Origin of the sequence: Nocardiopsis sp. MT53, assembly GCF_019598965.1 — a bacterium.
Classification (GTDB): Bacteria; Actinomycetota; Actinomycetes; order Streptosporangiales; family Streptosporangiaceae; genus Nocardiopsis; species Nocardiopsis changdeensis.
On record NZ_CP080599.1, the window covers coordinates 24,103 to 36,430 of the forward strand.

The window sequence follows — 12,328 nt, forward strand, 5'->3', positions numbered from 1 at the left end:
TCATCGTATCGACCCCCGGGGCCCGGAACGCCGCCGCCCCCGCGCACACGGCGTGTGACGGGGGCGACGGGTATGCCCTGGGAGGCCGGTGTGTGCGGTCGGCACGCGCGATCCGAGGGGATTCGTCCCGGACCGACTCGGTCCACACCCCTAGTAGTAGGTGGTAGTGGTGCTCGCCGAACCGACCAGCACGATTCCAATGAACATGAGCACGATGTAGATGACGGCGATCACTGCACCGAGGATGAACAGCACAAGACTGATGATGCCGAGGGTCTTCGCGGTCTTGGCCGCGTCCTGTGCGCCCGCGAAGTCGCCCGAGTCCCATTTGCTGTTCACCTGAAGCGAGAAGACCAGGCCGATGATCCCGAGCACCGGGATACAACTGAGGATCCCCAGAATGTTGTGCACCAGGTAGGTCTTGGGACGATCGCCGGGCGGTTGCTGGGGCTGGCCGCCGAAGCCGCCGGGGGGAGGGCCGTAGCCGCCGGTCGGGGGACCGTAGCCTCCGGTGGGCGGTTGGTAGCTCATGTCGTGGGCCTTTCGACTTTCGGGGCGGACGGGACGTCGGTCACCAGCCGGGGAACAGTGGTGTCCCCGGCGCCAGGAAGGAGAACCAGGGCAGGTTCCTCAGCACCCAGAAACCCGTGATGACGATGGTGAGGGTCCACAGGAACCAACTCGGTGTGGGTCTGGGGGGTGCTTTGGGCGGGCGGACCGTGGAGACGATCCACTGCGCGTACGCCCACAGGATGTACGGGGCGAGCAGGACCAGCAGCGGGTTCATGCTGATGGCGCCGAGGATGTCCCCATGGGTGGTCAGCGCGATGGCGCGCATGGTGCCGCAGCCCGGACAGAAGGTGCCGGTCATCAGTAGCCAGGGGCAGGTGGGGTAGTTGCCCGGTTCATTGGGATCCACGAAGTGGAGCAGAGTCGCCCCGGCCAGCACGAGCGCTCCGGCGCTCAGCGGCCACACGGGCGGCGGGACCCTGTGCAACCTGCGCAGGATCCGCTGCCCGAGGGGCAGAGGCGCGTGTTCGTCGGGCCCGCCGGTCCCGGTCCGAGGGTCACTCTGTTCAGGCTGCACGTGAACCAGCTTAGGCATCGTCGGGTTACGAACGGGTTCTGCCCCCGGACGCCGGACGGCGTTCGGGGGCAGAAGGGGACTTCTCGGTATCCGCCTAGTGGCTATCCACCTAGTAGCTGTAGCTGCTGGTGGAGGCCGCCATGGCTCCGAAGACCACGAACATCAGGATGTACCAGAGGATGATCAGGGCCCACATGATACCGGCGGAGATGAAGGCCCACTTGGTCCACTTCTTCGCCTGGGCCTGGGCCTGCATGGCACCGGCCTGGTCGCCGCGGTTCCACAGGTCGTTGACCTTGGTCGCGTTGATGAGGGCCGGGATGGCGAACGGCCAGCAGCAGAAGATCGCGACGATGGCCCAGACGAGCCCGTTGTCGGGAGGGGTGGCGCCGGGGGGCGGGCCGTAGCCGCCGCCACCGGGGGGCGGGCCGTAGCCGCCGGGTCCGGGGGGACCTGCGGGGGGCGGGGGACCATAGCTCATGGGAACAACTTTCCAGACTGCGGACAAGGGATTTTCGGCTCGCGACGTGCGGCAGGGCAGACGGGACCGACGAAGGGGCAGGGTCGGATCACCGGTGCGATCACGCCGCGGGCGACTACGCATGTTGCCAGACCGGGGGGACGATCCACCAGTCGGCCGGTACACGCGGTCACGGCCGGTGGAGAAAATCTACCCGCCCCATGGGACCTTCGTCCATTTTCCGTTACTCAGTCGTTGTGAGCTGCGGATTCTCCGGTTCTGTCCGGAAGTGGCCGTGGAATCCCCTGGGGCGGGCGTGTTCGGGGCGCGAGCCGGCTAGGCGGCGACCTTCTTGCGAGACGCTTCCCACTCTTCGCGGGTCGGCGGCACCGGGCGCGGCTCCTTGCGGCCCAGGCCGACCTTCTTCATTACACCGGCGATGACCGCCAGGACCACACTGGCGCCCAGGCCGATCACGGTCCAGGTGATGAGGTCCCCGCCCAGGATGATGGCGGCGGCCGCCACCGTCCAGGCGACGATCCAGGAAACAGTGAGGAACCAGGCGGAGACGGTGTTGCCGTGGTCGTCGTGGTGTTCGTCAGCGGCCATCAGGGCTTCTCCTTCGAGTCGGCCGACCTCGGGGTCGGCGGTGCGGGTTCGGTGCCGTCCCCGGTGGCGGCACCGCCCGCGGGGCGCGCGGGAGCGGTGTCGCCGTCGGGGGCGTCGAGTGTGGGGTCGTCACCCGCGTCGAGCGATTTCCACAGGTCGGCGGGTGTGCCCGTGGCGTTCGCGCGCGGTGCGGCGTCCCGATCGTACCGGGTCCCCATGCCCGGCCAGGCGGGGGCGCGGAGGAGGGCGAGCACGCCGGCGGCCGCGATCAGCGCGGCGCCCGCGGCGGCCATGGCCGGGCCGGCCGCCAGGAGCTCGGGGGTCCCGGCCGCGCGGGCGGTGCCCGCGGCGGCGGCCGCGTCGACGGCCTCGGCCAGCGCCGCGGGGCGCGCCGCCGCGACGACGGCGCTCAGGGCGTAGCCGCCGCCCAGGGCGAGCAGGGCGCCGATGAGGCGGCGCGCCCACCCGCGGGCGGCGTAGATCCCGGCGATGCCCGCCAGCGCGGCCCAGCCGATCCCGGCCGGGACCCCGGTGAGGTCGCCGCCGGTGATCTGCACCGGGGCCGGCACGACCGGTCCGGCGGTGATGAGGTCTCCGGTGGCCCAGGCGCGTCCGGCGGAGGCGAGCAGCAGCCCGGCCCCGGCGGCCAGGCCGAGGACGGCCGCGCCGAACTCGCGGCGGGCGCGCCGCGCCGCCGGGTCGGCGGGCGGCGCGGCGGCGGTGGTCTCCTCGGGTGCGGGCGGGGTCACAGCAGGCGCCCGGCGTCGAAGCAGGTGCGGTCGCCGGTGTGGCAGGCCGCCCCGGTCTGGTCGACCTTGAGCAGCAGGGTGTCGCCGTCGCAGTCGAGTGCGACGGACACCACACGCTGGGTGTTGCCGGAGGTGGCGCCCTTGACCCAGTACTCGCCGCGGCTGCGCGACCAGTAGGTGGCCGCACCGGTGGTGAGGGTGCGGTGCAGGGCCTCGTCGTCCATCCAGGCGAGCATGAGGACCTCGCCCGTGTCGTGCTGCTGCACGACGGCGGGGACGAGTCCGTCCTCGGTGCGTTTGAGGCGGGCGGCGATGGCCGGGTCGAGGCTGGTGACGCTCATGTCCTCCAGGTTATGGCCGCCCGTCGGCCGGGTGTCACCGGGGCGTGTCCAGTGCGGGCCGCGGGCGTTCCGGGGCGGCGGGTGTCCTAGAGTGCGCCCGGAGCCGCCGTGCACGGCGGACGCGAGCAGACGAACGGATGTGGGGGTTCCCGTGACGGCCCAGGCCCTGTCAGCCGACCTGGCGGAGATGCCCGCCTCCCTGAACGCGCTGGCGGAGCGGTTCCCGCGCTGGGACCCGTACGCGGCGCTGCCCGCGCTGCTGGACGACGAGCCCGCGGCGGTGCGGTTCCTGGGGATCGGCGCGGCCCGGGGCGTGTGCGAGGTGGCGGCGGCGCGGCTGAGGCTGGCCGGCATCGGCGCGGTCGCGGACTCCTCCGCGTCCGCCCAGGAGCCGCCCGCGGGTCCGGAGACCCTGGTGGTGGGGGTGAGCCTGGGCGGCGGCCAGCGGGAGCTGTGCACGGTCCTGGACCGGTACGTGGGCCGCTCCCCCGTGGTGGTGCTGGCCGCCGCGGGCTCCGAGGCCGTGGTGGCGCGGTACGCGGACCTGCTGGTGCCGCTGCACGCCGGGGACGAGCGGGCGGGGCTGGGCTGCCGGGCCTACCAGCACGCGCTGGGGCTGGCCCTGCTGCTGGGCCACCGGCTGGGCGCCCCGGTGCTGGGCGGCAGCCGCAACCTGCCGAGCCTGCTGCGCCGGTCGGCCAACGCGGTGCAGGCGCTGCTGGCGTCGGCGCACACCTGGGTGCCCGAGGCCGCGCGGGCGCTGGAGTCGCCGCACGGGGTGCACCTGGTGGCGCCGGCCGAGCGCACCGCGTCGGCGGTGCAGGGCGCCCAGCTGCTGCGCAAGGGCCCGGTGGCGGTGGCGCACACCTGTGAGACCGGCGAGTGGTCGCACACCGACCGGTACCTGGCGGCGGTCACCGACTACCGGGCGCTGCTGTTCGCCGGGTCGGCCTACGACGAGCGGTTCTCCGAGCACCTGGGGCAGCTGCGGGGCCGGTTCGTGGCGGTGGGCCCCACCCCCGGGCGCGAGAGCGTGCCGGGGGCGGAGCTGACCGTGCGCTACCCGGGCGACACCGACCCCGACGTCGCCCTCCTGGTCGAGACGGTGGTCCCCGGCCTGGTCGCCGCCCACCTGTGGCGGGAGTCGGGCCGGTGACCGGCGGCCCCGGTCACGCCGAGGAGCGCACCCAGGAGGCGTACAGGTCGGCGTAGACGCCGGGCCGGGACACCAGTTCCGCGTGGGAGCCGCTCTGCACGATGCGGCCGTCGTCGAACACCAGGACCCGGTCGGCGGCCTCGGCCGTGGACAGGCGGTGGGCGATCGCCACCGAGGTGCGGCCCCGGGTGAGCCGGTCCAGGGCGCGCTGGATGCGCATCTCGGTGTGCGGGTCGACGGCGGAGGTCGCCTCGTCCAGGACCAGCAGGTCGGGGTCGGCGACGTAGGCGCGGATGAGCGCGACGAGCTGGCGCTCGCCCGCCGACAGCGACTCCCCGCGCTGGCCCACGGGGGTGTCCAGGCCGTGGGCGAGGCTGTCCAGCCACTCGTCCAGTCCCAGGTCGGTGATGGCGGTGCGCAGTTCGGCGTCGGTGCTCTCCGGGCGGGCGAAGCGGATGTTGTCGCCCAGGGAGCTGTCGAACAGGAATCCCTCCTGGGGGACCATGACGACCCGGCCGCGCAGCGACGAGAACGCGATCTCGCGCAGGTCGGTCCCGTCGAGCAGGACGGTGCCCCGGTCGGGGTCCATCAGCCGGGTGAGGAGCTTGACGAACGTGGTCTTGCCGGACCCGGTCTCCCCCACCACGGCGAGCCGGGTGCCCGACTCGATGGTCACCGTCACGTCGTCCAGGACGACGGGGCCGTCCGGGTAGGAGTAGGTGACGCGGTCGAAGTCGACCCGCACCGGTCCGCGCGGCAGCACCGTCCCGGCCTCGCCCGGGTCGGAGATGTCGGGGACGGTGTCCAGCACGCCCAGGACGCGGCGCCAGCCGGCGATGGCGTTCTGCGCCTCGTTGAAGATCTCGGTGGCCATCATCATCGGCTGGATGAACAGGGTCATCAGGAACAGGAACGCGATGAGGCGGCCCGCGGTGAGGTCGCCGTCCAGGCCCAGCCAGACCCCCAGCAGGACCACGGCGGTGTTGCCGACCGCCGAGACGATCTCGGCGAACGGGGACACCGCCACCGACAGCCTCTGGGCGCGCACCTGGGCGCGGCGGGTGGCGACGACGGTGGTGTCGATGCGGCGGGCGGTGCGCTCCTCGGTGCCGTGGGCGCGGATGACGGCGGCGCCCATGACGGTCTCGCCGATGACGCCGAGCATGTCGCCGGTGTTCTCGCGGACCTTCAGGTAGGCCTTGGACAGCAGCTTCTGGAGCCAGCGCACCCCGAACAGCAGGGGCAGGAAGCACACCCACACCACGATGGTGAGCTGCCAGGAGTAGACCGCCATGAGGACGGTGGCGATGAGCAGCTGCCCGGCGCTGACGATGAGGAGGATGCCGCCCCACTGCATGAACGTGCTGATCTGGTCCACGTCGCTGGTGACGCGGGAGACCAGGGCGCCCTTGCGCTCGCTGTTCTGGGTGAGCACGGACAGGTCGTGGACGTGCCGGAACGCCTTGCGGCGCAGGGTCGCCAGCCCCGACTCGGTGGCCTTGTACAGGCGCACGTTCATCAGGTAGGAGCAGACCATGGTGACGACCAGCAGGCCCGCGCAGACCGCGACCATGCGGACGACGAAGCCCAGGTCGGGGCCGCCGGAGGCGGAGATGCCGTTGTCGATGATCTGCTGGACGGCGATGGGCACGACGACCTTGCCGACGGTGGCGATCACCGCGAAGGCGAGGGTGAGCCACAGGCCCTTGGCGAACTCCGGGGACAGGCGCAGGCCGCGCTTGAGGGTGTCCATCGCGGAGTCGGTGGAGCGGTGCAGGGACACCGAGGAGTCGGCGCGTCCGGGGGCCGCGTCCCGGGACCCCGCGGGTTCGCGCTCGTCTTCCTCTCGGGTGGGTGCGGGTGCGCTCATCGGCTCGTCTCCTCGGTGAGGTCGTCGCCGCGGACGGCGGCTCGGCGGGTGGGGTCGACGGGGGCCGGGCCCTCCGGGACGGGTGCGCGCGCGGCGTCGTTCTCGGCGGAGGCGCGCTCGTAGGCGGTCACGAGCCGGTTGTAGCCGGGTGAGGTCTCCAGGAGTTCGGTGTGGGTGCCGCGGGCCAGGACGCGGCCGCGTTCGAGGTAGACGACCTCGTCGGCGAGCTCGATGGTGGCGCGGCGGTAGGCGACGACGACCACGGTGGCGGAGGCGTCGCGTTCGCGCAGGCCGCCGAGGATCTGCGCCTCGATCTGCGGGTCGACGGCGGAGGTGGCGTCGTCCAGGATGAGCAGCCGCGGGTCGCGGACCACGGCGCGGGCCAGGGCCAGGCGCTGGCGCTGGCCGCCGGACAGGGTGGTGCCCTTCTCCCCCAGGGGGGCGTCCAGGCCGCCGTCGAGCTCGGCGATGAACCCGTCGGCGCGGGCCAGGCGCAGCGCCGCCCACACGCGTTCGTCGTCGATGTCCTCGCCCAGGGTGATGTTGCCGCGGACGGTGTCCTCGAACACGAAGGTGCTCTGCGGGACCAGGGCGGCGTGCCGGGGGATCTGGTCGCGGGCCAGTTCGCGGACGTCGACGCCGTCGTAGGAGACGGTGCCCTCGTCGGGGTCGACCAGGCGCATCAGGACGGTGGTGAGCGTGGACTTGCCCGAGCCGGTGGGGCCGACCAGGGCGACGGTGCGGCCGGGGGCGATGTCCAGGTCGACGCCGTCCAGGACGGTGGTGCGCGGGCCCTGCGCGTCCTCGGACATGAGGTCGCGGCCGTCGCTGTCGTAGGAGTCGGCGTAGGAGAAGACGACGCCGCGGGCGCTCAGGGCGATGCCGCCGGCGCTCTCGTCCAGGGTGCGGTCGCCGTGCTCCATGGAGCCCTCCGAGCGCAGCACCGACTGGACGCGGTCCCAGCCCACGACGCTGCGGGGCAGGTCGCCCAGGATCCACCCGAAGGAGCGGACGGGCAGGGACAGCAGGGTGAACAGGAAGGCGATCTGGACGAGGTCGCCGGGGTCGATGGAGCCGGTGGACAGCCGCCACATGCCCAGCAGCAGGACGGCCAGGACGCCGAGGTTGGGCAGGGTCTCGATGACGGGGTCGAACATCGAGCGCATGCGGCCGACCTGGATGAGGGCGTCGCGCAGGCGGTGGGCGGACTCGGTGAAGCGCTCGGTCTCGGTGTCCTCCCGGCCCAGGGTCTTGACGACCAGGGCGCCGTCGAAGGACTCGTGGGCGACCCCGCTGACCTCGGCGCGCAGTGCCTGGGCGCGGGAGGCCATGGGCGAGACGCGGCGCTGGAAGACGACGTTGACCAGGACCAGGAAGGGGAAGACGACGAAGGCGACCAGGGCCAGCAGGGGGTCGGTGACGAGCATCGCGACGGCGGCGATGACGAGCATGAAGACGCTGCCCACGGCCATCGGGAGCGGGGCGAGCGGCTGCCAGGCGGCCTCGACGTCGGCGTTGGCGTTGGACAGCAGCTGGCCGGTGGGGTGGCGGTGGTGCCAGGCCAGCGGGAGTTCGAGGTACTTGCGGGCGACGGCCCGGCGGTAGCGGGCCTGGAGCCGGAACTGCATGAGGGCGGCGAGCATGCGGCGCATGGCGATGCCGACGGCCTTGCCCAGGCCGACGGCCATGAGCAGGGCGCCCGCCCCGACCAGGGCGGCGGTGGTGGTGGCCCCCTGGTCGAAGGCCGGGATGATCGTGTTGTCGGTGAGGTACCCCAGCACGGAGGCGGAGCCGACGGTGACCGCGGCGTGCAGCATGGCGCCGACGACGGCGACGCCGAAGATCCACGGCTCGGTGCGGGCGGCGACCCACAGGACCTTCATGCCCCGGCCGAACACCCCCCGGTGGGCGGCGGCCGAGCCGTCGGCGTCCTCCTCGGTGCGTTCTCCCGCGGTTGCCGTGCCCTGCGCCATGCGCCCCCCGTTCTCCTTGCGCGCGCGGGCGGGCCCTCTGGGAGGGTTCCCGGCGCGGACCGTCCACGGTGCCCCGGCCTCCGGGCATGCCGAAGGGCACGGGGCACGTGCGGTGCCAACTTATCCAGCGGCACCGACAGGTTCCACCGGATTGTTTCAGCGCCCGACCGATCGGTGCTATTCCGTCCAGCCGATGACGAAGCGGACACGGGTCCGGCCCCCCGAGGGGAGGGGCCGGACTCCTGGTGGGGCGGGATCCTAGGGGATCCTCACTTGTCGTAGTCCTGGTAGGTGACCAGCGCGCGGAACGTGTACGCGCCGGTGATGCCGTCGACGCCGATCCCGAAGAAGTCCTGGACCCAGCGGACGGCGTCCTCGGTGTCCGGGCCGTAGATCCCGTCGACGCCCAGGTGCGCCTCGAACTTGGCGTTGATCAGGTGCTGGACGGCGCGGACGACGTTGCCGCGGGAGCCGGGCCCGTACTCGCCGAAGGTCTGCTCGCGCAGCAGCAGCCAGGTCTCGGCGTTCAGGGTCCCGCTGTCCTCCAGGTCGTTGGCGGCCTGGTAGTTGAGGACCGCGGCCCGGAACTCGCCGTCGAACTCGGCGTCCTCGGCGCCGGGGTCGAAGCCCTGCTCGGTGATGAGGAGCTTGGCGGCGAGGATGTCGGCGTTGACGTCGCCCATCGAGTACTCGGGCCAGGGCGTGGCCTCGATCTCGGCGAGGGTGTCGTCGGACGTGGCGGCGAGGTCGTCCGCCGAGGCCGCGGAGGCGCCCGTGAGCGCCGCGGCGGTCGCGAGCAGAGCCGCCGCCAGAAGGGCGGTGATGCGTGTGGTGATGGTGCCTGACATGGAGGCCGGTCCTTTCCCCGTGTGTCGTCCCCGTCACATGGTGGGATGTGCGGGGTGCGCACCGCGTTCACAAATCCGCCGCCAATACCTCCAAAAAGACAGACTTCCTTATCCCCATGGGACATTTTGTCCAAGTCGTGTGAACCCGGCGGGGGTCTCGCGCGTGCTCCCCCGGCCCGTGGAAAGGGAAAGGACCCGGCGCTCGGCGCCGGGTCCTCGGGAGGGCCGGGTCAGCGGACGGAGTGGCCCGCCGCGCGCAGGCTCTCCTTGACGTCGGCGATGGTGAACTCGCCGAAGTGGAAGACCGTGGCGGCCAGCACCGCGTCGGCGCCCGCCTCGACCGCGGGCGCGAAGTGCTCCACCGCGCCCGCGCCGCCCGAGGCGATCAGCGGGACGTCCACCCGGGCCCGCACCGCCCGGATCAGCTCCAGGTCGAAGCCCTGCCTGGTACCGTCGGCGTCCATCGAGTTGAGCAGGATCTCCCCCGCCCCCAGCTCGGCGGCGCGCTCGCACCACTGGAGGGCGTCGATGCCGGTCCCCCGGCGGCCCCCGTGCGTGGTCACCTCGAACCCGCTCGGGGTGGGCGCGTCGTCCCCGCGGACTCGGCGCACGTCCGCGGACAGCACCAGCACCTGGCGGCCGAACCGCTCGGCGATCTCGCCGATCAGCTCCGGCCGGGCGATCGCGGCGGTGTTCACGCCCACCTTGTCCGCGCCGGCCCGCAGCAGCCGGTCCACGTCGTCGGTGGTGCGCACGCCGCCGCCCACGGTCAGCGGGATGAACACCTGGTCGGCGGTGCGGCGCACCACGTCGTAGGTGGTCTCCCGGTCGCCGCTGGAGGCGGTGACGTCCAGGAAGGTCAGCTCGTCGGCGCCCCCGGCGTCGTAGGTCCCGGCCAGTTCCACCGGGTCGCCCGCGTCGCGCAGGTTCTCGAAGTTGACGCCCTTGACCACCCGCCCGGCGTCCACGTCCAGGCAGGGGATGACACGGACCGCGAGGCTCATCGCTCCGCCGCCACGGTCGCCAGGGCGTCCTGGAGGGTGAACGCGCCCTCGTACAGGGCGGTGCCCATGATGGCGCCCTCCACGCCCAGGGGCACCAGGCCCGCGATGGCCCGCAGGTCGTCCAGGCTGGACACCCCGCCGCTGGCCACCACCGGCTTGTCGGTGCGCTCGCACACGGCGCGCAGCAGGTCCAGGTTGGGGCCCTTGAGGGTGCCGTCCTTGTTGACGTCGGTGACGACGTACCGGGCGCACCCCTCCGACTCCAGGCGCTCCAGGGTCTCGAAGAGGTCGCCGCCGTCGCGGGTCCAGCCGCGGGCGGCCAGGGTGGTGCCGCGCACGTCCAGGCCGATCGCGATCCTGTCCCCGTGCTCGGCGATGATCTTCGCGCACCACTCGGGGTTCTCCAGGGCGGCGGTGCCGATGTTCACGCGGGTGCAGCCGGTGGACAGTGCGGCGGCCAGCGACGCGTCGTCGCGGATGCCACCGGACATCTCCACCTTGACGTCGAGGCGGTCCACGATGTCGCGCAGCAGGTCGCGGTTGTGGCCGCGGCCGAAGGCGGCGTCCAGGTCCACCAGGTGGATCCATTCGGCGCCCGCCTCCTGCCAGGCCTGCGCGGCCGCGAAGGGGTCGCCGTACTGTCCGCCCGACCCGGCCCTGCCCTGGACGAGCTGGACGGCCTGGCCGCCGGACACGTCCACGGCGGGCAGGAGTTCGAGTGCGGGCGGGTTGGTCTCGCCGGTCATGGGGCCTTCTCGTGCTCGTCGGTCCGGAAAACTACGTCTGCGGGAGGATGGCGACCCAGTTGGCCAGGATGCGGGCACCGGTGTCGCCGGACTTCTCGGGGTGGAACTGGGTGGCCCACAGCGGCCCGTTCTCGACCGCCGCCACGAAGGGCTCCCCGTGCTCGGCCCAGGTCACCCGGGGCGGGGCCATGCGCGGGTTGTCGAAGGCGAGCTCCCACTTGCGCACCGCGTAGGAGTGCACGAAGTAGAAGCGGTCCTGCGGCGTGATGCCCGCGAACAGCTGCGAGTCCTGCGGGGCGCGGACGGTGTTCCAGCCCATGTGCGGCAGGATCGGCGCGTCCAGGCGCTCCACCGTGCCGGGCCACTCCCCGCACCCCGGGGTCACCTGGTCCTCGGCCTGCGGGTCGGCGCGCTCCACGCCCTTGTCGAACAGCACCTGCATGCCCACGCAGATGCCCAGGACCGGGCGGCCCCCGGCCAGGCGGCGGCCGATGATGCGGTCGCCGTGCGCCTGCTTCAACCCGGCCATGCAGGCGCTGAAGGCGCCCACGCCCGGGACGACCAGGCCGTCGGCGTCCAGCGCGGCGTTCGGGTCGGAGGTGACGGTGACATCGGCCCCGGTGCGCTCCATGGCGCGTTGGGCCGAACGCAGGTTGCCCGACCCGTAGTCGAACACGACCACGCGTGGCGGCATGGTGTTCCTCCCCTTAGAAGTAGCCCAGGCGCAGGACGCCCGAGGCCACGGCGAGCACCGTGCACCCGGCCAGGGCGACGGCGATGGGTTTGTTGGCCTTCCACATGGCGTAGGCGCCTCCGCCGAGGAAGCCGCCCAGCACGATGAGGGCGAGGCCCCACAGGTCGTCCATGTCTACAGGGCGCCCTTGGTGGAGGGGATCCCGGTGACCCGGGTGTCCTTCTCCGTGGCGAAGCGCAGCGCCCGCGCCAGCGCCTTGAACTGGCACTCGACGATGTGGTGGGCGTTGCGGCCGTAGGGGACCCGGACGTGCAGGGCGACCCGGGCCTGGGCGACGAACGACTCCAGGATGTGCCGGGTCATGGTGGTGTCGTAGTCGCGGCCGATGGTCGGCGCCATGCCCTCCGGCTCGCTGTGCACCAGGTAGGGGCGGCCGGACACGTCGACGGTCACCTCGGCCAGGGCCTCGTCCAGGGGCACCTTGGCGTCGGCGAAGCGGCGGATGCCGGCCTTGTCGCCCAGGGCCTCGCGGAAGGCGGCGCCCAGGGCCAGCGCGGTGTCCTCCATGGTGTGGTGGGAGTCGATGTGCAGGTCGCCCTCGGTGCGCACGGTCAGGTCGAACAGGCCGTGCTTGGCGAGCTGGTCCAGCATGTGGTCGAAGAAGCCGACGCCCGTGGAGACGTCGGCGACGCCGCTGCCGTCCAGGTCGATCTCGACCAGGACCTTGGTCTCCTTGGTGGCGCGCTCCACGCGTCCGATGCGGTTCATGGTGGGTCCTCCTGTTGGGAAAG

General features: G+C 72.6%; 15 protein-coding genes. 1 reads left to right on the plus strand and 14 read right to left on the minus strand.

Translation table 11 applies throughout. From position 1 onward, the window contains the following. Positions 1 to 150 precede the first annotated feature (150 nt). The 6 genes from K1J57_RS00100 to hisI form a co-directional block, all read right to left on the minus strand. The gene (locus K1J57_RS00100) at positions 151 to 531 is read right to left on the minus strand and encodes a CD225/dispanin family protein (RefSeq protein WP_220562455.1); all 381 of its coding nucleotides are present in this window, start codon (positions 529 to 531) and stop codon (positions 151 to 153) included. 40 nt (positions 532 to 571) lie between these two features. Next, on the minus strand, positions 572 to 997 hold the full coding sequence (locus tag K1J57_RS00105; RefSeq protein WP_338151187.1) for a DUF2752 domain-containing protein: 426 nt from the start codon (positions 995 to 997) through the stop codon (positions 572 to 574). Positions 998 to 1,196: 199 nt separating this feature from the next. Continuing rightward, a complete protein-coding gene (locus K1J57_RS00110) occupies positions 1,197 to 1,568 on the minus strand; it encodes a CD225/dispanin family protein (protein WP_220562457.1) in 372 nt (123 codons plus the stop codon). A 315-nt stretch (positions 1,569 to 1,883) separates the two neighbouring features. Continuing rightward, entirely contained in the window at positions 1,884 to 2,156 is a 273-nt protein-coding gene (locus K1J57_RS00115; RefSeq protein ID WP_220562458.1) for an HGxxPAAW family protein, read from the minus strand. Further along, entirely contained in the window at positions 2,156 to 2,905 is a 750-nt protein-coding gene (locus tag K1J57_RS00120) for a Trp biosynthesis-associated membrane protein (RefSeq protein WP_220562459.1), read from the minus strand. Before K1J57_RS00120 ends, K1J57_RS00115 begins: the two co-directional genes overlap by 1 nt. After that, positions 2,902 to 3,246, minus strand: a complete 345-nt coding sequence (hisI, locus tag K1J57_RS00125; protein WP_220562460.1) for a phosphoribosyl-AMP cyclohydrolase — start codon at positions 3,244 to 3,246, stop codon at positions 2,902 to 2,904. Before hisI ends, K1J57_RS00120 begins: the two co-directional genes overlap by 4 nt. Before the next feature lie 151 nt (positions 3,247 to 3,397). Here hisI and K1J57_RS00130 point away from each other — a divergent pair, with 151 nt between their 5' ends. Next, positions 3,398 to 4,402, plus strand: a complete 1,005-nt coding sequence (locus K1J57_RS00130; protein ID WP_220562461.1) for a sugar isomerase — start codon at positions 3,398 to 3,400, stop codon at positions 4,400 to 4,402. A gap of 13 nt (positions 4,403 to 4,415) precedes the next feature. Here K1J57_RS00130 and K1J57_RS00135 read toward each other — a convergent pair whose 3' ends face one another. From K1J57_RS00135 to hisB, 8 genes are all read right to left on the minus strand, one after another. Beyond that, positions 4,416 to 6,272 (minus strand): ABC transporter ATP-binding protein, encoded by a 1,857-nt coding sequence (locus K1J57_RS00135; RefSeq protein ID WP_220562462.1) that lies wholly within the window; start codon positions 6,270 to 6,272, stop codon positions 4,416 to 4,418. Further along, positions 6,269 to 8,245, minus strand: coding sequence for an ABC transporter ATP-binding protein (locus K1J57_RS00140; protein ID WP_220562463.1), 1,977 nt, complete (start codon positions 8,243 to 8,245; stop codon positions 6,269 to 6,271). The genes K1J57_RS00135 and K1J57_RS00140 overlap by 4 nt, the downstream gene beginning before the upstream one ends. 269 nt (positions 8,246 to 8,514) lie before the next feature. Then, positions 8,515 to 9,093: a peptidoglycan-binding protein gene (locus tag K1J57_RS00145; protein WP_220562464.1), complete on the minus strand. Its 579-nt coding sequence runs from the start codon at positions 9,091 to 9,093 to the stop codon at positions 8,515 to 8,517. A 230-nt stretch (positions 9,094 to 9,323) separates the two neighbouring features. Beyond that, positions 9,324 to 10,097, minus strand: coding sequence for an imidazole glycerol phosphate synthase subunit HisF (gene hisF, locus K1J57_RS00150; protein ID WP_220562465.1), 774 nt, complete (start codon positions 10,095 to 10,097; stop codon positions 9,324 to 9,326). Then, a complete protein-coding gene (gene priA / locus K1J57_RS00155) occupies positions 10,094 to 10,843 on the minus strand; it encodes a bifunctional 1-(5-phosphoribosyl)-5-((5-phosphoribosylamino)methylideneamino)imidazole-4-carboxamide isomerase/phosphoribosylanthranilate isomerase PriA (RefSeq protein WP_220562466.1) in 750 nt (249 codons plus the stop codon). The genes hisF and priA overlap by 4 nt, the downstream gene beginning before the upstream one ends. Before the next feature lie 31 nt (positions 10,844 to 10,874). Next, positions 10,875 to 11,537, minus strand: coding sequence for an imidazole glycerol phosphate synthase subunit HisH (hisH, locus tag K1J57_RS00160; RefSeq protein WP_220562467.1), 663 nt, complete (start codon positions 11,535 to 11,537; stop codon positions 10,875 to 10,877). Between the two features lie 13 nt (positions 11,538 to 11,550). Continuing rightward, on the minus strand, positions 11,551 to 11,709 hold the full coding sequence (locus tag K1J57_RS00165; protein ID WP_220562468.1) for a hypothetical protein: 159 nt from the start codon (positions 11,707 to 11,709) through the stop codon (positions 11,551 to 11,553). A 2-nt stretch (positions 11,710 to 11,711) separates the two neighbouring features. Continuing rightward, positions 11,712 to 12,305 (minus strand): imidazoleglycerol-phosphate dehydratase HisB, encoded by a 594-nt coding sequence (gene hisB / locus K1J57_RS00170; RefSeq protein WP_220562469.1) that lies wholly within the window; start codon positions 12,303 to 12,305, stop codon positions 11,712 to 11,714. Positions 12,306 to 12,328 lie beyond the last annotated feature (23 nt).

Coding starts and splice junctions, on each gene's coding strand:
- K1J57_RS00115 (WP_220562458.1), bottom strand. CDS start 2,156: ATGGCCGCTGACGAACACCACGACGACCACGGCAACACCGTCTCCGCC.
- hisH (WP_220562467.1), bottom strand. CDS start 11,537: ATGCCGCCACGCGTGGTCGTGTTCGACTACGGGTCGGGCAACCTGCGT.
- hisB (WP_220562469.1), bottom strand. CDS start 12,305: ATGAACCGCATCGGACGCGTGGAGCGCGCCACCAAGGAGACCAAGGTC.
- K1J57_RS00100 (WP_220562455.1), bottom strand. CDS start 531: ATGAGCTACCAACCGCCCACCGGAGGCTACGGTCCCCCGACCGGCGGC.
- K1J57_RS00110 (WP_220562457.1), bottom strand. CDS start 1,568: ATGAGCTATGGTCCCCCGCCCCCCGCAGGTCCCCCCGGACCCGGCGGC.
- K1J57_RS00145 (WP_220562464.1), bottom strand. CDS start 9,093: ATGTCAGGCACCATCACCACACGCATCACCGCCCTTCTGGCGGCGGCT.
- hisI (WP_220562460.1), bottom strand. CDS start 3,246: ATGAGCGTCACCAGCCTCGACCCGGCCATCGCCGCCCGCCTCAAACGC.
- hisF (WP_220562465.1), bottom strand. CDS start 10,097: ATGAGCCTCGCGGTCCGTGTCATCCCCTGCCTGGACGTGGACGCCGGG.
- priA (WP_220562466.1), bottom strand. CDS start 10,843: ATGACCGGCGAGACCAACCCGCCCGCACTCGAACTCCTGCCCGCCGTG.
- K1J57_RS00140 (WP_220562463.1), bottom strand. CDS start 8,245: ATGGCGCAGGGCACGGCAACCGCGGGAGAACGCACCGAGGAGGACGCC.
- K1J57_RS00135 (WP_220562462.1), bottom strand. CDS start 6,272: ATGAGCGCACCCGCACCCACCCGAGAGGAAGACGAGCGCGAACCCGCG.
- K1J57_RS00165 (WP_220562468.1), bottom strand. CDS start 11,709: ATGGACGACCTGTGGGGCCTCGCCCTCATCGTGCTGGGCGGCTTCCTC.